Raw genomic sequence first — 19574 nt, 5'->3', positions numbered from 1 at the left:
TAAAAAACCCTTCCTAAAGCGAATGGCTTTTAAGAAGGGTGTCTCGTAAGTAATTAGCGACCTTTGAATACTCTGTAAGCCATGTTCTGTACCATTGTACTGCCAACGGCGGTCAACCTCGTACTCCGGTGGTAATCATCTATCTGCCGTATCAACGGTCTCTTCTCTGGTTCAATTCCCATTGAAGAATGCCCCTACCTTCATTTGGGTTGCTCGCTCGCGGGGTTTACCTCGTTCCACCCAAAATATTTCTATTTTGGCTCCGTCACTGTGGCACTTTCAAGGTATTCATTCCATATCCGAAGACGTAGGAATTTTCCCTGCCGTTAGTCTAAAGACTACCCTGACTTATGATTTCGTCAGGCACGAACACTACAGACATCGCAGTCTGTGCGAGCATGGACTTTCCTCTGTATGTGTACATACAGCGATTACCCGAGTATTCAAATGCTTTTTCATTACTATTCATCATGAGCACCAAAATCCGGCGCACCTGAACATTATAGCAAATCACAAACGTTTTGTCATATGGTAATTAATGGTATTAATCCGCGTATTTTTTTCCGAAAACAGCTTTCTCCAAGTTTGAAACTCTTTTAAGGATATCATAGTTTACCTGGTGATTACCCGTACCATTTTGTTTCTGCCTCGGCGTTGTTTCCCTGCTGGACATTCTCTTCAACCGATCGTTTTCATGTTGAAGACGTTCAATCTCCTGCTGGAACTTGTCGTAATCTTGAATAATTAAATCTAAATATTCATCCACTTCTTCTTGATTATAACCACGCATGGAAGTTTTAAAATCTTTTTCGAGAATTTCTTTACTCGTCAAATGAATTTCTTCCGAACTCATTTTTATCACCTCTGTTCAACACATTAACCTTATTTTTTCAAATGCTAGCGAAATTGTCAATTTTATTCAATTTGAATCTATTGTTGGCTCCAGTAATCAGGATCGGACATACGCAATTCTTCGACCGTTTCCTCTAAATCGTAAGGAGTTATGTACAAAATTTTGTACCGCTCCATTTCTTCTGATTTTCGTGCATGTCTTAAAAAGAATTCGGGACTACCTTTGGTTTCTTCATCAAAAAGGACAAGGCAGCCATCGGAGTGTTCTACGAGAAACTGGTCTTTCGCTTTAAATTGGTAAGGTCCATCATAGCTTTTTTCGTACACAGGCTTATGAAAGTCTGCGATCATGGTCACTTCCTCATAGACCATTTGAATATCTTCTGGCCAGCGTTCTTGCTGGTTTGTAAAAGGCGGAATGACTCCCAGGTTTATATTATACTCTTCTTTCAAATCCAGAACTACTTCGCCTGTCCAAAGTTCAACCCCCATTTGACCAGAGATAAGCACCCATTCTAACCCTTCTTCTATCATTGATACTAACCTTCGTCTAATCGTTTCTTTAATAAAGCCTATTTTAGGATCATTCTGTTTAAATATCCCCATTTCCATTGGTTTATATCCTGTTACCACAACTGTTCTCATTCGGATCACTCTCCAATTCTATTGTATGACATCCTTTAAAAAGTTTCTATCTCAAAAAAAGAAAATAAGCCACTACAATAGTGGCTTATCATACCTTTTATGAATCAGATCCTGACATCATTTGTCCCATAGGCATTTGACCTTGAGGCATCATTGGCATTTGACCCTGCCCTGCCATCCCTTGCTGTGGCATCATTGGCATCTGGCCTCCGCCCATCATCCCTTGCTGCGGCATCATAGGCATCTGGCCTCCGCCCATCATCCCTTGCTGCGGCATCATTGGCATCTGGCCTTCACCCATCATCCCTTGCTGCGGCATCATAGGCATCTGGCCTTCACCCATCATCCCTTGCTGTGGCATCATTGGCATTTGACCTTCTGTATCACCTTCGGCCATCATCGGCATTTGACCCATATCCTGAGGAGACATAAACTCCATCCAGTTGTAATCCGGAGATTGTCCTTGAGGGAAATTATATTCTTGAGTCTGGAAATTGTTCTGTTCTGATACTAATAGAGGGAAGTAATTATAATTGTTCAAGAGATGGTTATTACGCACTAATAAATGTGTAGGATGAATAATATCTTGATTTTCTACAAAGTAGTTATCCATCACACAGTGCTGCATTGGACATACAATCGGGCGTCTATTTACAGGGGCATGGCACTGACCCGGCATTGTTTGATGATGCATTATGTTCACTCCTTGTTCTTAGTCTTCCTTATCAGCGTATGTCATGGGTGAAATAGATGTACTGGGCGATATTCTCAATATTAGCCATTTTTTAGGCTCGAACGTGAATGGCTTATTTATGTATTGGAAGCTGATCATAGAAAAAAGGAGGTTTTCACCTCCTTTTCTCACTCATCCTCATGTGTTAAATCCATGGCGCCAAAGGAAAAAGGTAAAAGTTCTTCCATTGTCATCGTTCGAATATCACCATGAAGATTAGAAGTATGGATTTTCATTTTTGGTGTGAAAAATTCACTCATTACCTGGCGGCATGAGCCACAAGGCGGTACAGGTCTTTTTGTATCCGCTACGACTGCCAGCTCTTTAAATTTAGTATGTCCTTCTGAGATCGCTTTGAATATAGCAACTCTTTCTGCACAGCAGGTCACTGGATAGGCAGCATTCTCAATATTACATCCAGTGAACAATGTGCCGTCATCTGTTACAAGCGCTGCACCAACGGGAAATTTAGAATAAGGAGTATAAGCGCGTTGCCGAATCTCTTTTGCTTGTTGAATCAATTCTTCTTGGTTCATCTGTATGCCCTCCCTCTCAATGGGAAGCTAATTATAAAGGAAAAAGGTTTGCAAGTAAAGCGATTACATAAATTAGAAAGAGCACATCCAAGCAAACTAAATAAATGACACACGTGTCAAAAAAATTTATACTTAAGAAGCAGAATCGAGAAATTATGCATTCATCTATAAACAAAGGAGGAAACTTAATGAAGAAGTTACTTCAGTACAATAAAATCGTCTGGGTTTTTATTGTGCTTCTTATCTTTACGGGGATATTTACTTACTTTCAGCTGCCTAAGCGGGAAATTCCTGAGATCAATGTTAACGTAGCCTCTATTTCTACAGTATATCCTGGAGCTACTCCACAAGAAATGGAAAGGACAGTAACAAACCCCATTGAAGAAGAGCTCCTTAATGTGCAAGGAGTGGATGAAGTTACATCTGCCTCAACCACCGGATTCGGTACAATAACAGCTACATTAAATGGAGAAGCAGACTCAAATACCGTCAATTCAAAAATAAGACAAATCGTTTCGGACGTTTCACGGGGATTTCCGGATGAAGTACAAGACCCCGAGGTCAATACCGACTTGACTACTTCCTCTGTGGCCTCCTATCACTTACTGGCCGACTCAAATGCGGAACTCTATGACTTGAGGGATGAAATTGAAACGTGGCGGACAGAACTTACTGGTATAACAGGTGTTGAATCGCTTATAGTTAAAGGTCTACCTGAACAAAAAGTATCTGTGCAGTTAGATAATGAACAACTGCAGGAGAACCAACTGGCTCCATTCCAAGTCATTGAAGCGATTAACAAAGAAATTGCACCTTCAGCTATTGGTACTCAGCAAGAAAGTGAACAAATTTATCAGTTGATTTTCAACAAGTATTCTGAGATAGAGGAGCTTGAAAAGCTTTCAGTAAGTTCTACACCAGAAGGAGAACCAGTAACTCTAAAAGACGTAGGATCAATCGCAGTTACAAATAAAGAAGCTGATGATTTAATTTCAGTGGATGAACAAGCAGCGTTATCTCTAACAGTCTTAGCAAAAGAAGGCGTCAACATCTCTTCTTTGCAAGAAAAAATTACGGCAAAGGTGGAAGATCTAGAAAAAGAACTGCCCTCTTCAGTAACCGTTGATCAATTTTATACACAAAGCACGATCATTGAAGAAGTCTTTACCAATCTGATTAGTTCTTTCTCCATATCACTTATAGCCGTAATTATTATCATGGTACTTGGTTTACCCATCTCATCTGCTTTCCTTGTTGCACTGGCAATTCCTATTTCAATCATAATTGGTTTAATTCCTCTTCCATATGTCGGAGTAGATTTGAACCAGATTTCAATTATCGGAATGATTATAGCGATCGGAATTCTGGTAGATGATGCCATTGTAGTCAACGATAACATTCAACGAAGGTTTCAACTCGGTGACAAACCATTAGAAGGAACCATTCGAGGCGTAAGAGAAGTTGGAAAATCCATTGTAACATCAACTTTGATGATCATATTCAGCTTCTTTCCTTTAACATTTCTTTCGGGTACAAATGGAGATTTCATACGGGCATTGCCTTCTGTACTTATTTTTACAGTACTCGCCTCGACCGTTATGGCATTAACCTTTATTCCTACGATTCAATATGCTAGAAGGAAGAGAAGGAAAAAAACAACAGCGAAGCAAGGATTGCTTGGTGGATTGTTTAATTGGCTGGAAAGATTTTATGCAGACACTCTTTTACCAAAAATAACAAAGAAACCTTGGATTACCTCTATTACTGGGTTAGTCATTTGTGCACTTCTTGCTCTACTTGTTGTTAAGATTCCTTTTGAGTTCTTTCCAGCGGCTGACAGACCCGAAGTTACAATCTCTGTTGAGTATCCCCAGGGAACTCCAATTGAAGAAACCGAAAAGCAGTTAAAAGAATTGGAGGATTTCTTAAAAGAAAACGAGGATACCATAACAGAGTCGGCTATTTACACCGGAGCAGGGTTACCTAACCTTTTCAGTTCAGGTCTACAGCGTTCCGGTGAAAATACAGGTCAAGTGCTCGTGCGGGTCGATAGAGAAAAAACTAGTGCCACTGCATTTATTAATGAGTGGGAGGAACCTTTAAGAGAAGAATTTGGAGATGCTGAAGTATTCCTCGAGACCATAGTGTCAGGTCCACCGCCTTCTCCCCCGGTACAAGTAAAAATACAAGGGCCGGAACTGGAGACTTTAATCGCAGAAGCCAATCAAGCGAAGACGAAGCTAGGAGAGATTGAAGAAGCTGAACTGGCTACAATTAATGCAGGCAGCGGCCAGCCGTTTATTCGCTATAACCCTGATCGAGACCTATTAGCAGAAAACAATATCCCTATTGACAAAGTCACTTCGCAAATTCAAGTAGCTAACACGGGTATTCCGCTAGGTACCTTTGACAATGGAGTGGAACGCTTACCAATTGAGGTTATTCTTAATGACGGCGATCCTGAAGGAGTAAACTTAGATGATCTAAACGTAATGAGTCAATCACAAAGCGGTAATCAGCCGCCTGCGTCCTTCACTCTTGATGAAATCATCTCTACAGAAGAGTTCGAACAAGTTGGAGTTATTCCTCACCTCAATGGAAAACGAACGATTACAATCGAAGCCTATCCAAAAGAAGGATCAGAACAAGCTTTCTCAAGTGAAGCAAATCAGGTAGTAGAGACCATTAATGAAGAGCTTCCTGAAGGTTATTCCTTAGTAGAAACTGGTCAAACCGATGCTCAAACAGAGTTTTTTATAGAAGTTTCTAAGCTGTTTGTTATCGTTTTATTTCTTATCTATTTGACCATAGCCGTTCAATTCAATTCGCTATTGATGCCACTCCTCATTACAGGAACCGTGTTCCTGGCAATTACAGGTGCCATCATTGGTTTGTTTGTATCCGGAGAACCATTGAGTTTCTTAGCGACACTCGGTATCGTATCTCTTTCTGGAATTGTCGTTAGAAATTCCGTCATTTTAATAGAATTTATTGAACAAAACCGTGCAGAGTATTCTTCCGTGATTGAAGCTGTGATTGAAGCTGGACGTGCAAGAATCCGTCCAATTGTCCTGACTTCCTTAACTTCAATAGCGGCCTTAACTCCAATTATCTTTACAGGCGATGTACTCTTTAAACCATTGGCTGTATCCATTGTAGCTGGATTGATATTCTCAACTGCGCTTACTTTATTACTCGTTCCTGCTTTTTATTTGATAATAAAACGACCGAAGGAAAAAACAACATAAAAAAAGCTCCCTATCGAGGGAGCTTTTTTACTTATTCAAATCATCTAATATCATATCCAGAACATAGTGCGCAGACTGAAACAATTCCTTAAACCGTTTCCTGTGTATATCCAAATAATAACTGTGCAAGATAATCATCTCAATATTTTCATGTGTCGATTTAACTTGATTGGGATGGACCTTAGCTTTTCTATTCTTGACAAAAGTTTCAGCTTCATCCCTCCAAGTGTTATTTAGATTGAACATTGGTTTCGTTTCTTTTTTTACCTTGTCAAAGAAAGAATGGTCTTTCTTATCTATTGGACCTTCCGTTTCAACAAACTGAATGTGTCGCTGGTCTATAAGCTGCTTTAATTCTTCTGTATGTTGTTTAAGGGACAATTGGAACACACCTTTTTCCTTTACCTTACCACGTTATGAAAACCAACAGCAAACCTTAGCCAGCCGACCTTCTCTTTGCCTGGTAAGCAATTTTCTCAAGGTACTTAGCCTTTTGTTCTTTTTCCAGTTTTCTTATTTGTTCTCGTAGTTGGAGGACGTCTTCTTTTAAATGATCCGTTTCCTTGCGATGAGCAATAGCCATAGTAAAAACGATCTCGTCGGTTTTTAATGACAGTCTTTTTTCCATAAGTGTGAACTTTTCTTTTAATTGAAACAATAATTCTTCAAATTCATCCGGGGTGACCACACCGTTTCTGATCATCCAGATCGCCTCCCTAATCGTTGTACATTAAAATTCTTCAGAATATGTATAAGTCCTTCCATGATGACAAGACTAGAACTAAAGCTACAAAACCAGTCATTATAGGCTGGAACCTTCGACAGAAAAGGAGGATTACTATGGCTAAAAAGAATAAGGAACGAAACAATAAAAAACCGACTCCTGCTAAAACAGACAATCCTAAATTGGCTGGTGATAACCGTCCGGCTACTTAAATAATCTGAACTGCTGCTATGCTTATAGCAGCAGTTTTTTTAGAATTGATCCCCATAAATTTCAACTTAATTTCGAATAAAATAATTGGTGTTTAACCCAAAGGATTTAGGGTAATATCACACAAGAATTTACAACCTAGCTTTTTCATAAAACTGTCACATTTAATGGGATAATCCATGAAACCTTCTATCACCTCAAACGTCTAAGTTTTTGAACCAAAAAAATGTCCTTTGATTTCATTTTTTGGTATGATACTCTCATGGAAATAGGGAGGGATGGAGTTTGAATTATCCCAATGGAAAACGCGCATCGAAAAAGATGAACGTTTCTAAGCATCGCAGCAAACCAAATTTTAGCAACCGTGGGATGTCATTAGAAGAAGATATTAATGTGACCAATGAATATTATTTAAACGCTGGGATCGCAGTGGTCCATAAAAAGCCGACCCCCGTCCAAATTGTGAATGTAGATTATCCTAAGCGTAGTGCAGCCGTCATCAAAGAAGCATATTTTAAGCAAGCATCTACAACTGATTTTAATGGGGTTTATCGAGGTAAACACATTGACTTTGAGGCAAAAGAGACTCGAAATAAAACCTCTTTTCCTTTAAGTAACGTACACCAACACCAAATTGATCATATGAAGGCTGTCCATGATCATGGAGGAATTTGTTTTATGATAATCAAGTTTGCTCCATTGGATGAAGTCTACTTGCTCCCTTCCCCCCAACTATTTCATTATTGGGATGATCAAATGGGCGGAGGCAGAAAATCGATTCCATATCATCAAGTACAGTTAGAGGGCGTTCGTATCCCCTTTCATTACCAGGCGAGAGTCGATTATGCCAAAGCCCTGGATAAGCTCTATTTTTGAATTGGAGGAAATGTAAAATGGCCAACGATAGCCAATCACGATCAGCAAGAAGAAAACAAATGCAGACTTCCAAGAAAGGAAAAGGCAAGCCTAGCTTTAAAAAGATTATAATGACCCTATTCATCATCGGTCTCGTATTGCTCGTCGGTGTTGGAGGGTTATTTGCCTATTATATATCTAGTGCACCTAAACTTGATGAAGCGCAATTATCCGATCCTTTTTCATCAAAAGTCTATGATATGAATGATAATTTGGTTGCTGACTTATCCGGTAAAGAAAGACGAACGAAAGTCACGTACAATGATTTGCCTGACGTGCTAAAGGATGCTGTCATTGCAACCGAAGACTCCAGGTTTTACAGTCACTTCGGAATCGATTTCCAACGAATTCTCGCTGCTATCTGGGCGAACGTCACAAGCGGCTTCGGAGCTGAGGGTGCTAGTACCATTACTCAACAGGTTGTAAAGAAATCATTTTTAACAGATAAGAAAACCTTAGAAAGAAAGGTTCAAGAGCAATATCTCGCAATTAAACTTGATCAGAATTACTCTAAAGACAAGATTTTAGAAATGTATTTGAACAAAATTTATTATGGATCTGGTGCGTACGGCGTAGCAGAAGCGGCAGACACTTATTTCGGAAAAGAAGATTTGAGTGAATTAACACTTCCAGAAGCTGCCCTTCTAGCAGGTCTGCCTCAACGACCGTCAGGATACAACCCTTTTGAAAATCCTGATTTGGCAAAAGATCGAATGAATACCGTGTTAAGCCTAATGGTCCATCATGGTAAGATCACTCAAGCAGAAGCTGACGAAGCTAGAAAAACGAAGATTGAAGATATGCTTGTCAAGCAAGAAGCTGAAAAAGAAACACCTTACGACGCGTTCATTGAACAGGTTCGTGAAGAAGTTAAAGCCAAAATGGATGGCGCAGATATATATGAAGATGGTCTGAAAATTTATACGACCTTGGATCCTAACGCTCAGGATACAGTGCAACAGTTACTTAGTGACGAAGGCGGTATTCCCTGGCCTGATGAAGAATTACAGACAGGACTTGCTGTAACTGATACACAAACAGGTGCAGTAAGAGCAATAGGTGGAGGCCGTAATTATCAGAAAGGAAACTTGAACTACGGAACGGACATTAAACGGCAGCCTGGTTCTACATTTAAACCTGTTACTGCTTACGGTCCTGCTATTCAATATAATAAGATCTCTACGTACCATCAAATCAATGATGAAGAAACAGACTTTGGGAATGGGTACTCCCCGAACAACTTCGATAATCGATTCCGCGGATGGGTATCCGCCCGGTATGCCTTGAGTCGTTCATTAAATATACCAGCTCTGAAAACCCTTGAAGAAACAGGGATCAGCAAGTCTCAAGAATTTGCTGAAGGATTAGGAATTAAATTCCCTGAGGACGGTATGGTGCTTAGTGATGCTATAGGCGGCGGAACGAACGTTAATCCGCTCCAAATGTCTGGCGCATACGCGGCATTCGGAAACGAAGGTGTTTATAACAAACCGTACACCGTACGTAAAATCGAAATCCCTGGTGAAGAAACAATCGACACAAAACCAGAACCAAAATCAGCTATGGACAGTTACACGGCATACATGATTTCTGATATGCTGCAGACGACCATGTCTGAAGGTTCAGGGGTTGCAGCTAACGTGCCTGGCCTTCCTGAAGCAGGTAAAACTGGGACGACCAACAGAGAAGTAGAAGGGCAGCAAATTGCTCCAGATTCCTGGTTCAATGGCTATACGACGAATTATTCCATATCCATCTGGACAGGGTATAACGATATCAACACTGGGTTATCACAACAAGCGAAAGATATTCCAAAACAAATATTTAAACCACTTATGGCTAAGCTTTCAGAAGGGAAAGAAACACCAGATTTCAAGCAGCCAGAAACTGTGACAAAGGTTGAGGTAGAAGAAGGTTCACGTCCAGCAAAACTTCCTAGTGAGTACACGCCAGAAAGTCGTATTGTGACGGAGTTATTCCACGTGGACAATCAGCCTTCGAAAGTTTCTAAAGAATATCAGAAACTCGAACCTGTTCAGTCTCTATCTGGAAAATTCAATCAGGAAGACGGCTCAATCGATTTAAGCTGGTCTTATGGTGACACTGAAGAAGTTTCGTTCAAAGTCACTTATAAGATTGATGAGGGTGAGCCAAAAGAACTGACAACAACTAAGGATACAAGCCTGAATATTACAAATGTAAGCCCTGGATCCACTTACACTTTCTCAGTAGTTGCAGTTAGCGATGAAGGAAATGCACAGAAGAGTGAGCCTGCAACAACTCAAGTTCAGACTTCAGGTTCTGAAGAGGAAAAAGATAAAGAGAAGAAAGACAAAGAGAAGGAAAAAGATAAAGATAAAGATAAAGATAAAGAAAAAGATGATAACCAAGGTGAAGGCAATGGCCAAAACCCTGGCGGGGATACCGGTGGTGACACTGGTGGAGATACCGGTGGCGATACTGGCGGGGATACCGGCGGTGACACTGGCGGAGATACCGGTGGAGACACTGGCGGTGACACTGGTGGAGATACCGGCGGAGATACCGGCGGAGATACCGGTGGCGATGCTGGCGGAGATGGTACTGGTGAAACTGAGCCACCTGCAGAAGGCGGTACGGGTACTGAATCCCCCTCCTCCCCTGACTCACCATTAGATGAAGCTGCCTAATAAAAAACGAACTCCCAATATAGGGAGTTCGTTTTTTATTTGCTCTTTTGTTTTTTCATGCGCTTCTGCCCTTCCCTGCATAAAATCAACAATGGGCATTTTTCACAATTCGGTCTTTGGGCCTTACAATGATACCTTCCAAAAAAAATCATTCGGTGATGAGTATCACTCCATTCCTCTCGGGGAATTTTTCTCATCAATGTCTTTTCAACTTCTAGCACCGAGTCTTTCCAGCGGCATATGCCTAAGCGTTTAGAGACCCGCTCCACATGAGTATCTACTGCAATTGCTGGCTCTCCAAATGCAACTGATGCTACGACATTCGCCGTTTTTCTTCCTACTCCTGCCAGGCTCTCCAACTCCTTCTTCGTTGGAGGAACTTCTCCGTTAAACTCACTGACGAGCGTTTGAGATAACTTCTTAATATTTTTAGCTTTGTTCCGATATAAACCGATTCGTTTAATATCCTCCTGAAGCTCCTCAAGTGAGACGGAAATATAGTCTTCGGGTGTTTTATACTTTTCAAACAAGCCAGGAGTTACTTTATTAACTAATGCATCAGTAGCCTGAGCGGATAAGACTACAGCAACCAGTAATTCAAAAGGGTTACTGTGGTTCAACTCACATTCTGCTTCTGGAAACATTTCTTCGAACGTGTCTAAACAGAAACGAATTTGTTTTTTATTTAACATGGAATTGTTTTATAAGTCCTCCTCTAACCAATTGTAGTATAAAGAGATATCACGTTTTTTCCTTGTATCAGGTTGCTCTTTTCTAGAGTTTTGTCCTTGACGGAACTGTTTGCCGTGTTCTCGTGCTTGCTGAACAGTCTGAATCCCTTTCTTCTTCCACTCTCTTAGAATTCTGTCAATGTATTTAAAGTTTAATTTACTCATCAGTACAGCCTCTCTAAGTGCCGCCTTAATGAGAGCTGGAGACTGTCCATCTTCATCCAGCCAAATGTTTATCGTCTCAATTTCGAAAGGAGATAAAGGACGCCCGAATTCTTGTTCAAATAGCGGAAAAATATTTTCATTAAATTCTGGGGTCTCCGGACTGTTAACAGGAGTGTAGGTGAACAGCTTTTCCCATAATGGTTCGAGCGAGTAACACTCATTTAACACCTGTTGTTCATTATGCTGCTGTTCTATAGAAAGCAACTGTTTTTGTATTAAGCTTCTCAGGATTTTCGAACACTCTTGACTTGATACGGTTAATGTACTCGCCAGCTCCTCTGGAGTCGGAAAGGAATTTCCTTCAGTACGGTAACGATGAATTTGCAGGATCAAAACTAGCTCAGTCTCTTCCAAACCTAATTTCGTATAATCTGTCAAGAGCTGTTTGGGGACCATGACTTGATTATCAAGAATGCTTTGAAAGCTCTGGTATTTAGGCATATAGATCACCTCTTTTCATATATCACAGGAAAAAACACCGATGCCGTCTGCAAGCGAAGGATCGGTGTTTTCAAAAACTGCAAAGTTCTTAAGGATATAGTCTATTTAATAAACGAGGGAATGGAATCGTTTCACGAACGTGTTCAACTCCTGCGATCCATGCTACCGTTCTTTCTAATCCAAGTCCGAAGCCGGAATGTGGAACACTTCCGTATTCACGAAGCTGCAAATACCACTTATAGGCTTCTCCTGTTAAGTCATGTTCTTCATACCGCTTTTTCATAAGCTCAAGATCATCGATTCGCTGAGAGCCGCCAATTATTTCTCCGTAGCCTTCAGGTGCGATCAAGTCGGCACATAGAACAACATCTGGGCGTTTAGGATCTGGTTTCATGTAAAATGCTTTAATTTCTGCTGGGTAGTTTGTGATAAATACAGGTTTATCATAACTCTCAGCAATAGCCGTCTCGTGAGGAGCACCGAAATCTTCTCCCCACTCAATATCTTCAAACCCTTTTTCTTTAAGAAGCTGGATCGCTTCGTCATAGCTGATACGTGGGAATGGAGCTTGAACCTTTTCTAGCTTCTCGACATCACGGCCTAGCGTATCCAGTTCGATCTTACAGTTATTAAGAACGGACTGAACTACATGGGAAACGTATTGTTCCTGTACTTCTAAGCTGTCTTCATGGTCCATAAAAGCCATCTCTGGTTCAATCATCCAAAATTCAATTAGATGTCGTCGTGTTTTGGATTTCTCTGCACGGAATGTAGGTCCGAAGCTGAATACTCTGCCAAAAGCCATTGCCGCTGCTTCCATGTAAAGCTGACCACTTTGAGAAAGATAGGCATCTTCATCAAAGTACTTTGTATGAAAAAGTTCGGTCGTGCCTTCAGCGGATGACCCTGTAAGAATTGGTGGATCAATTTTGACATATCCGTTTTCATTAAAGAACTCATACGTCGCACGAATGATTTCATTCCGTACTTTCATTACGGCATGTTGGCGGCTTGATCGTAGCCACAGGTGACGGTGATCCATTAAAAATTCAGGCCCGTGCTCCTTAGGTGTAATCGGATAATCAACTGCTTCATGAATGAGTTCGAAATCTTTCACCTGCATTTCAAAGCCTAAAGGAGAACGAGTATCTTCAACGATAGTACCCGTAACATAAAGTGATGATTCTTGAGTCAAAGCTTTTGCTTCCTGAAATTTCTCTTCACCAATTTCAGCCTTCACGACAATTCCTTGCATGAAACCTGTTCCATCACGAAGTTGCAAAAAAGCGATTTTTCCGCTTGAACGCTTATTGGCAAGCCACGCACCGATGGTGACTTCTTCTCCTACGTGTTTTGATACTTCAGAAATCGTTGTTTTCACACTAATACCTCCAGCTAACGTTTATGATTGATGTTTTTGAACAAAGTCTTTAATGCGCTTAGCCGCCTCTTCCAACTGATCTAATGAAGTTGCGTAAGATAAGCGTACATTATCAGGAGAACCGAAGCCGGATCCTGGTACTAGCGCCACCTTTTCTTCATCAAGGAGCGCCTTCACCCATGAATCGACGTCTTCGTACCCACATGTTTCCACAGCTTTTTTTACATTTGGAAACAAGTAGAAAGCACCGGAAGGCTTGGCACATTCTACACCTGGGATTTCGACCAACAATGAGTATAATACATCAAGACGCTCTTTGAAAGCACGTTTCATCTCATCTACTTTCTCTTCTGTAGCCGTGTAAGCAGCCAACGCTGCATATTGTGCTACAGAGGTTGGGTTTGAAGTAGAATGGGATGCCATGTTCGACATCGCTTTAATTATTGTTTTATTACCTGCAGCAAAACCGATTCGCCATCCAGTCATTGAGTGAGACTTAGAGACTCCGTTAATAATGACTGTTTGATCATATAATTCTTCTGAAATCTGAGCAATTGACACATGATTTTCATCAGTATAGATTAGTTTCTCATAGATTTCATCGGAAACAATAAGTACATCATTTTCTAAACAAACCTGTCCAATAGCCTCCAGTTCTTCTTTGGAGTACATCATTCCCGTAGGGTTACTAGGAGAATTAATAATGACAGCTTTTGTTTTTGGAGTGATCGATTGCTTTAGCTGTTCTGGAGTTACCTTAAAGTCGTTTGATTCATCAGCCGTTACAATGACTGGTTTACCTTGAGCAAGTTTGATTTGTTCGGGATAGCTTACCCAATAAGGTGCAGGGACAATAACCTCATCACCTTCATTCAACAGCACTTGAAATAGTGTAAACAAAGCGTGTTTCGCACCCGTTGTAACAATGATCTGCTCATTAGTGTAAGTAAGTTCTTGATCACGTTTAAGTTTAGCCGTAATGGCATTTTTTAATTCTGGAATTCCACCTGCAGGGGTATATTTCGTTTTTCCTTCATCCATTGCACGTTTTGCGGCTTCTAAAATAAAGGATGGAGTATTAAAGTCCGGCTCCCCTGCGCCAAGGCCTATAACATCATGTCCTTCAGCTTTAAGAGCTTTTGCTTTGGCTGTAATAGCTAACGTGCTTGATGGGGTAAGTGATTGAACGCGGTCAGCAAGTTGCATTATATATTCACTCCTTCAATTAATTCTGCCTAAAGGCAAATCTTTGATCAAAATTTTCACCAGATAGTTTAAAGTAGTCTAAAACATACCGGTTTTTTTCATCAATGTAACTCATTTCATAAACAGGCTGATTCTCTTCAAATGCGTATTGTATATATTTAAAATCACAACCTGTACAACTCTGACTCCACTTTTGTTTTAGGACTTCTTTTGACATGACGTTCTCCTTAAAGAGCTGTTCGAGAACTTTCTTTTCTTTAAGATCGATATAGACAAGTCCATGTTCTCCTTGTGTGGACTTTCCTTCTACAATATGTACCGTCTGTTTGCCACGGTAAACTGTAACCTGATCAACCTCAGACAATTTTGTTTCTTCCAAGGCAATTTTAGTAGCTTCTTCCTGACCTGCTGTACGATCCTGATTGATTTCGAAGTACATCCATGCAAAAAAGATTAGAAAAATAGTAACCAACACAGCAAGGGTCAACGATGTCCACTTCACCCACCTAGGTACGATAAATTGTGAAGACTGCGGTTTGATCGTCCTCATCATCTAGAGCCAACCCAAACATTAGATTTTGTTCTTTCAAAGTTCGATTTAAAGAATCTACAACTTTATACAAGTCGTCTGATTTTTTAATTCGTACCGTTGATAATGTTTCAATTTTATTATCCATTTTTAAACCTCCATAATTCAGCCGAGATCGTCAATCATCTATAGCACTCGCTCTACATTATAACAGGTAAGAAGTAAGAAGTTGAACGGTAACTACAACCATTTGTCTATTTGGTTAATTAATTCTCTAGTCTGACTATAGGTTATAGGTACGTCAGGGATGGAAGAAAGGAAATATTTACCATATTTCGCCTCCATCAGACGCTGATCACAAATGAAAACGACACCTCGATCGGTACTCGATCGGATCAGCCTTCCAAATCCTTGCTTGAAACGAATGATAGCATGCGGAAGCGACCTTTCCATAAACGGATTCCTGCCCTCTTCTTTTAACCTTTCATCTCTTCTAGTTTGTACAGGTTGACCTGGGGGCTGAAAAGGAAGCCTGACAATCATTAAGCAGGAAAGGTCGTCTCCAGGTATATCCACGCCCTCCCAAAATGAACTTGTTCCTAAAAGGATGGACTGTTCAAAGGCCTGAAAGTTCTTCTTTAAACGATCTCTGCTTCCACTGGATACTCCTTGTGCAAATACCATGAACTCTTCCGGATCAATAAATTCTCTAAGCAGATGATACGTCTTTTTTAGCATCTCGTAAGAAGTAAATAACACGAGCATTCTTCCCTTAGTCACTAGAGCAGTAGAGTAAATAGCTTCACTAATCGCTTCAATAAATTCTTCAGGATGGGATTTAATATTAGGAAAATCGTTCGGCACCATTAATTTAACTTGTGATTCATAATCATAAGGTGAAGGGAAACTTATTTCAGTTACAGGATTACTTTGATCTAGCCCTAGTGTTTTCCTGAGATAATCAAACGATCCGTTCGTTGTCATTGTAGCACTGGTCAAAGTGACGCTTCGTTTCTTCGAGAAAAGACGTTCATGAAGAAGATCCGCAACATTTAAAGGCTCACCAAACAGGTATACGGCGTTTGTAGCACCTTCTCCTTCAATTTCAATCCATTTCACATCATCCTCATCACTTACGCTAAAATAATCCATTAGCTGTTCACGCACATGATTGCAAAAATCTATTTTAGTATCCAGTCTCGACCTGAGTATGGCTACCGATGGATTTTCAGCTAGAGGTTCCATTGTATAGAGATGATCGCGTATCTTTTCCATACCAAGCATTAACTTACGGATTGAAGCTAAAAATCGATGACACATTTCATGCGCTGTAACACGGAACGAATCTTCTTTGCCTCCGCTAGTCAAATATTGGATTCTTCCTACGTCACTCTTCGCTTTTTCCTTCTTACTCTGGTTCTTTACCTTTTGAAAAATGAACCTGGAAAAATGGTTCAGTTCTTCTTTAGCTTCATCAACGATAAACTGACAGCGGTCTAGTTCTCTAAAAAGCGCATCGGAAACATTAAGCTTCCTATAGGCTCTCTTTTTGAAAAGCTCTGAGAACTGAGTCAGCTGTCTCTGCAGCTCTTTATAATTTAAGCGGATACCAAAATACCGGCTCGCTATAGATTCGAGATGATGTGCTTCATCTACAATCGCATACTCATAATTCGGCAAGCGATCTTCAGTGCTGATAAGATCCATACATAAGAGAGCATGATTCGTAATAATGATATCTGCCTGTTCGGCTTTTTCCTGTGCCCATCCGAAGAAAGAGTTTTCTCCTATATCCAGTTCTACTTTCTTAGTGGATTGCTCTGAGGAAACTTTGTGCCAGAACTGTCTGCCATTAGAAGGAAGTTGAACCTCGTCAATATCACCTGTGGATGTTTCCATTAACCAGACTAATATCATGGCTTTAGTCAGAGCGATATCATAATTATCCTGATATGACTGGTCAAGTTCATAACTGAAATGAACCAGACTGATGTAATGACTTCTTCCCTTGTAAAGCACAGCTTGAATTTTTCTTTTTGACATCTTTTCTATTGTAGGGATCTCTTCTTCGATCAATTGCTTTTGCAAACTAGTCGTATGTGTAGTAATGACAATTCTATTGTTAGTTTTCATGGAATGATGAACAGCTGCTAATAAATACGCGATCGATTTCCCTGTACCTGCTCCAGCTTCAATCATAGCGTGGTTACTATGATTTAAAGCCTGCTGAACGGCTTCTGACATCTCCTTCTGTCCTAATCGTGGTTCGTAATTAGGGAGATGTTTTCTCAACCCTCCAGGCTGCTGGAAAGCCTTCTCCACCCAGTCCTTAAAAGGCGGCAGATAATTTTCTTCTTTTTTTAAGGATCGATTCACTTTTCTAATTGGAATGCCATGAAAAAGATCATATTCGAGTTCAAAACCCATCAGATTTTTATATCTTTTCTTTTGAATGACCTGTTGAATCAATGGCCTTAGTTCACTTTTCAACTTAGATTCAACTTTCAACATATGATCAAGAGTTCTTTCGGGCAATCTTTCCAATCGTTTTAATAAAAATCCAAGTAATTCCCCTGTAACTTTAGCATCTGAAAGCGCTCGGTGCGGCTGGTCATGTCCCATTTCTAACCATTCAGAAAGCTGACCGAGTTTGAAGCTAGGAGCCATAGGAAGCATTATTCTCGATAACTCAACCGTATCTATCACAGGGTTATGTATTGGTGTATAGCCACATCGTTTAAACTCTTCATTCAAAAAGCCTAAATCAAATTCAATATTATGAGCTACAAAATAAGTACCTTTGAGGATTGAATTAATTTCATCTGCGACTTCTGTAAATAAAGGAGCATCCAAAAGATCATCCTCTTCAATACCAGTCAAGGATGTAATAAAGGGGGGAATATCTCTTTCCGGGTAAATCAAAGAAGAGAATTCCCGAATGATCTCTCTTTTCTCATCCATCAGGACAATGCCTATTTCAATAATACGATCACCCTTAGATGCTGAATTTCCTGTTGTTTCTAGATCAACAATCGCAAATGTAGTCATAAAATCACCTCTTTTAGTTAAAGAAAAAGACAGTCGCTCCTAAAGAGACGAAGAGCCTAAGCCAAGTCCCATCGATCTAGTGAACTTACAACTTAAGTATATTAAGATTGAAATAGCCACTGTGACAAAAAGGAAGGACCTTGCCTTGTCAATCGGGCAAAGATCCTTAACGCATCCCGTTATGCTTTTCTCATTACAATGGTAAAGCAGTCAGTGGTGGTTCTTCTTCAACAATTTCTTCAACTTTGTTATTCTCTCCCATTAGGGCAATCTTTGGTTTAAAATCAGCCAGTTCGTCTTCACTCAACATGGCATAGGAAACGATAATGACAACGTCGTCTGGTTGAACGAGTCGGGCTGCTGCACCGTTTAAGCAGACGACGCCGCTTCCACGTTCTCCTGCAATTACGTAAGTTTCAAGCCTAGCCCCATTATTATTATTTACGATCTGAACCTTTTCATGAGGAAGAATCCCTACCTGGTCCATTAGATTCTGATCAATGGTTATGCTCCCAACGTAATTCAAGTTCGCTTCCGTTACGCGGGCTCTGTGTATCTTTGACTTCATCATGGTGCGAAACATGTATAATCCCCCTTGAAACCTTATCCTTTACTAATAAATCCATTCTGATCGAAAACAACGTTGTCGATCAACCTTGCGCGTTCGAAGTAAACTGCTGCCGCAAGTATAACCTGCTGATTTATTCGCTCAACAGGCTTCAAGTCAGGATAAGATAATAATTCAATATAGTCTATTTTACCATGAGTTTCATTTTCAAGAAACTCTCTAGTTGCCTCTATAACCTGCTGTGGATCCATGATCCCTTCCTGCACCATCTGCCGGCCCATTTGCAGTCCTTGTTGGATAGCAGGAGCCTCACGTCTTTCTTCTTTTGACAGATTAACGTTACGGCTGCTTTTAGCAAGTCCGTCAGACTCCCGAACCGTAGGAACAGGAACCAGCCGAACCGGAAAGTTATAATCCTGAATAAGAGCATCCACGACAGCAACTTGTTGAGCGTCCTTCATACCAAAGTAAGCTCTCGTCGGCTGACATATATTAAAAAGTTTCGCAAGCACAGTCACAACGCCTTCAAAGTGACCTGGGCGACTTCTTCCGCAAAGTACATCCGCCCTTCTTGTAACTGTCATTTGGATTGAAAGAGGGTTAGGGTACATCGTATCCTTCGTAGGTAAAAAGATAAGATCGACACCATTTTCCTTGGATATATTCTTGTCGTGTTCTTCATCCCGCGGATAATGATCCAGGTCTTCCCCCTCTCCAAATTGAAGAGGATTAACAAAGATACTTAGAATAACAAAGTCATTTTCCTTACGAGCCTCTTTTATCAGATCTACATGACCCTCATGCAAATAACCCATGGTCGGTACAAAGCCGATGGACTTCCCTTCTCTCATAAGAGTCATAGCTTTTTTCTGCACCGCATCAATTTCATGATAAATTTCCATACAAATGCTCC

At 40.5% G+C, this 19574-nt stretch carries 18 protein-coding genes and 1 other RNA gene; 3 read left to right on the top strand and 16 right to left on the bottom strand.

Features of this window, described 5'->3' with window-relative positions:
- Positions 1-70: 70 nt before the first annotated feature.
- The 5 genes from rnpB to HM131_RS10740 all read right to left on the bottom strand — a co-directional run bounded on the left by rnpB (position 71) and on the right by HM131_RS10740 (position 2766).
- An RNA gene (gene rnpB / locus HM131_RS10760) (RNase P RNA component class B) lies at positions 71-443 on the bottom strand.
- Positions 444-544: 101 nt separating this feature from the next.
- Entirely contained in the window at positions 545-853 is a 309-nt protein-coding gene (gene gpsB / locus HM131_RS10755) for a cell division regulator GpsB (RefSeq protein ID WP_085029763.1), read from the bottom strand.
- 77 nt (positions 854-930) lie between these two features.
- A complete protein-coding gene (locus HM131_RS10750) occupies positions 931-1497 on the bottom strand; it encodes an SLOG family protein (RefSeq protein WP_085029762.1) in 567 nt (188 codons plus the stop codon).
- Between the two features lie 97 nt (positions 1498-1594).
- Positions 1595-2191: a CotD family spore coat protein gene (locus HM131_RS10745; protein WP_085029761.1), complete on the bottom strand. Its 597-nt coding sequence runs from the start codon at positions 2189-2191 to the stop codon at positions 1595-1597.
- Between the two features lie 167 nt (positions 2192-2358).
- Positions 2359-2766 carry a cytidine deaminase gene (locus HM131_RS10740; RefSeq protein WP_085029760.1) on the bottom strand — a complete coding sequence of 136 codons (408 nt, stop codon included), beginning with the start codon at positions 2764-2766 and terminating at the stop codon, positions 2359-2361.
- Positions 2767-2954: 188 nt separating this feature from the next.
- Between HM131_RS10740 and HM131_RS10735 the strand changes: the two genes are divergently transcribed.
- Complete coding sequence (locus HM131_RS10735) at positions 2955-6014, top strand: efflux RND transporter permease subunit (protein WP_085029759.1); 3060 nt, start codon at positions 2955-2957, stop codon at positions 6012-6014.
- A 27-nt stretch (positions 6015-6041) separates the two neighbouring features.
- On the opposite strand, the gene HM131_RS10730 is transcribed toward HM131_RS10735, so the two are convergent.
- Positions 6042-6395 carry a YppE family protein gene (locus tag HM131_RS10730; RefSeq protein WP_085029758.1) on the bottom strand — a complete coding sequence of 118 codons (354 nt, stop codon included), beginning with the start codon at positions 6393-6395 and terminating at the stop codon, positions 6042-6044.
- 55 nt (positions 6396-6450) lie between these two features.
- Entirely contained in the window at positions 6451-6717 is a 267-nt protein-coding gene (locus HM131_RS10725) for a hypothetical protein (RefSeq protein WP_085029757.1), read from the bottom strand.
- Positions 6718-7233: 516 nt separating this feature from the next.
- On the opposite strand from HM131_RS10725, the gene recU reads away from it, so the two are divergent.
- Both recU and HM131_RS10715 read left to right on the top strand, forming a co-directional pair.
- Complete coding sequence (recU, locus tag HM131_RS10720) at positions 7234-7824, top strand: Holliday junction resolvase RecU (RefSeq protein WP_085029756.1); 591 nt, start codon at positions 7234-7236, stop codon at positions 7822-7824.
- 17 nt (positions 7825-7841) lie between these two features.
- The gene (locus HM131_RS10715; protein ID WP_085029755.1) at positions 7842-10532 is read left to right on the top strand and encodes a penicillin-binding protein 1A; all 2691 of its coding nucleotides are present in this window, start codon (positions 7842-7844) and stop codon (positions 10530-10532) included.
- A gap of 35 nt (positions 10533-10567) precedes the next feature.
- Here HM131_RS10715 and nth read toward each other — a convergent pair whose 3' ends face one another.
- From nth to panC, 9 genes are all read right to left on the bottom strand, one after another.
- Positions 10568-11224, bottom strand: coding sequence for an endonuclease III (gene nth, locus HM131_RS10710; protein ID WP_085029754.1), 657 nt, complete (start codon positions 11222-11224; stop codon positions 10568-10570).
- Between the two features lie 9 nt (positions 11225-11233).
- On the bottom strand, positions 11234-11929 hold the full coding sequence (locus HM131_RS10705; protein WP_085029753.1) for a DnaD domain-containing protein: 696 nt from the start codon (positions 11927-11929) through the stop codon (positions 11234-11236).
- An 88-nt stretch (positions 11930-12017) separates the two neighbouring features.
- Positions 12018-13310, bottom strand: coding sequence for an asparagine--tRNA ligase (gene asnS / locus HM131_RS10700; protein ID WP_085029752.1), 1293 nt, complete (start codon positions 13308-13310; stop codon positions 12018-12020).
- Positions 13311-13331: 21 nt separating this feature from the next.
- Positions 13332-14516, bottom strand: coding sequence for a pyridoxal phosphate-dependent aminotransferase (locus HM131_RS10695; RefSeq protein ID WP_085029751.1), 1185 nt, complete (start codon positions 14514-14516; stop codon positions 13332-13334).
- 19 nt (positions 14517-14535) lie between these two features.
- On the bottom strand, positions 14536-15069 hold the full coding sequence (locus HM131_RS10690) for a cell wall elongation regulator TseB-like domain-containing protein (protein WP_232324761.1): 534 nt from the start codon (positions 15067-15069) through the stop codon (positions 14536-14538).
- Positions 15023-15193 (bottom strand): YpmA family protein, encoded by a 171-nt coding sequence (locus HM131_RS10685; protein WP_085029749.1) that lies wholly within the window; start codon positions 15191-15193, stop codon positions 15023-15025. Before HM131_RS10685 ends, HM131_RS10690 begins: the two co-directional genes overlap by 47 nt.
- A gap of 92 nt (positions 15194-15285) precedes the next feature.
- Entirely contained in the window at positions 15286-18093 is a 2808-nt protein-coding gene (gene dinG, locus HM131_RS10680) for an ATP-dependent DNA helicase DinG (RefSeq protein ID WP_085029748.1), read from the bottom strand.
- A 193-nt stretch (positions 18094-18286) separates the two neighbouring features.
- Positions 18287-18676: an aspartate 1-decarboxylase gene (gene panD / locus HM131_RS10675; protein ID WP_085029747.1), complete on the bottom strand. Its 390-nt coding sequence runs from the start codon at positions 18674-18676 to the stop codon at positions 18287-18289.
- A gap of 20 nt (positions 18677-18696) precedes the next feature.
- Complete coding sequence (panC, locus tag HM131_RS10670; RefSeq protein WP_085029746.1) at positions 18697-19563, bottom strand: pantoate--beta-alanine ligase; 867 nt, start codon at positions 19561-19563, stop codon at positions 18697-18699.
- Positions 19564-19574: the final 11 nt, after the last annotated feature.

The sequence above is a fragment of the Halobacillus mangrovi genome (genome assembly GCF_002097535.1).
GTDB classification, from domain to species: Bacteria; Bacillota; Bacilli; order Bacillales; family Halobacillaceae; genus Halobacillus; species Halobacillus mangrovi_A.
The sequence above is the reverse complement of the archived record's forward strand: the minus strand, read 5'-3'. Positions and strand labels throughout refer to the sequence as shown.

Excerpts from the sequence above, each read along its gene's own strand:
- gpsB (WP_085029763.1), bottom strand. The coding sequence starts at position 853 with ATGAGTTCGGAAGAAATTCATTTGACGAGTAAAGAAATTCTCGAAAAA.
- HM131_RS10750 (WP_085029762.1), bottom strand. The coding sequence starts at position 1,497 with ATGAGAACAGTTGTGGTAACAGGATATAAACCAATGGAAATGGGGATA.
- HM131_RS10745 (WP_085029761.1), bottom strand. The coding sequence starts at position 2,191 with ATGCATCATCAAACAATGCCGGGTCAGTGCCATGCCCCTGTAAATAGA.
- HM131_RS10740 (WP_085029760.1), bottom strand. The coding sequence starts at position 2,766 with ATGAACCAAGAAGAATTGATTCAACAAGCAAAAGAGATTCGGCAACGC.
- HM131_RS10735 (WP_085029759.1), top strand. The coding sequence starts at position 2,955 with ATGAAGAAGTTACTTCAGTACAATAAAATCGTCTGGGTTTTTATTGTG.
- HM131_RS10725 (WP_085029757.1), bottom strand. The coding sequence starts at position 6,717 with ATGATCAGAAACGGTGTGGTCACCCCGGATGAATTTGAAGAATTATTG.
- HM131_RS10715 (WP_085029755.1), top strand. The coding sequence starts at position 7,842 with ATGGCCAACGATAGCCAATCACGATCAGCAAGAAGAAAACAAATGCAG.
- nth (WP_085029754.1), bottom strand. The coding sequence starts at position 11,224 with ATGTTAAATAAAAAACAAATTCGTTTCTGTTTAGACACGTTCGAAGAA.
- HM131_RS10705 (WP_085029753.1), bottom strand. The coding sequence starts at position 11,929 with ATGCCTAAATACCAGAGCTTTCAAAGCATTCTTGATAATCAAGTCATG.
- HM131_RS10695 (WP_085029751.1), bottom strand. The coding sequence starts at position 14,516 with ATGCAACTTGCTGACCGCGTTCAATCACTTACCCCATCAAGCACGTTA.
- HM131_RS10690 (WP_232324761.1), bottom strand. The coding sequence starts at position 15,069 with ATGATGAGGACGATCAAACCGCAGTCTTCACAATTTATCGTACCTAGG.
- HM131_RS10685 (WP_085029749.1), bottom strand. The coding sequence starts at position 15,193 with ATGGATAATAAAATTGAAACATTATCAACGGTACGAATTAAAAAATCA.
- dinG (WP_085029748.1), bottom strand. The coding sequence starts at position 18,093 with ATGACTACATTTGCGATTGTTGATCTAGAAACAACAGGAAATTCAGCA.
- panD (WP_085029747.1), bottom strand. The coding sequence starts at position 18,676 with ATGTTTCGCACCATGATGAAGTCAAAGATACACAGAGCCCGCGTAACG.
- panC (WP_085029746.1), bottom strand. The coding sequence starts at position 19,563 with ATGGAAATTTATCATGAAATTGATGCGGTGCAGAAAAAAGCTATGACT.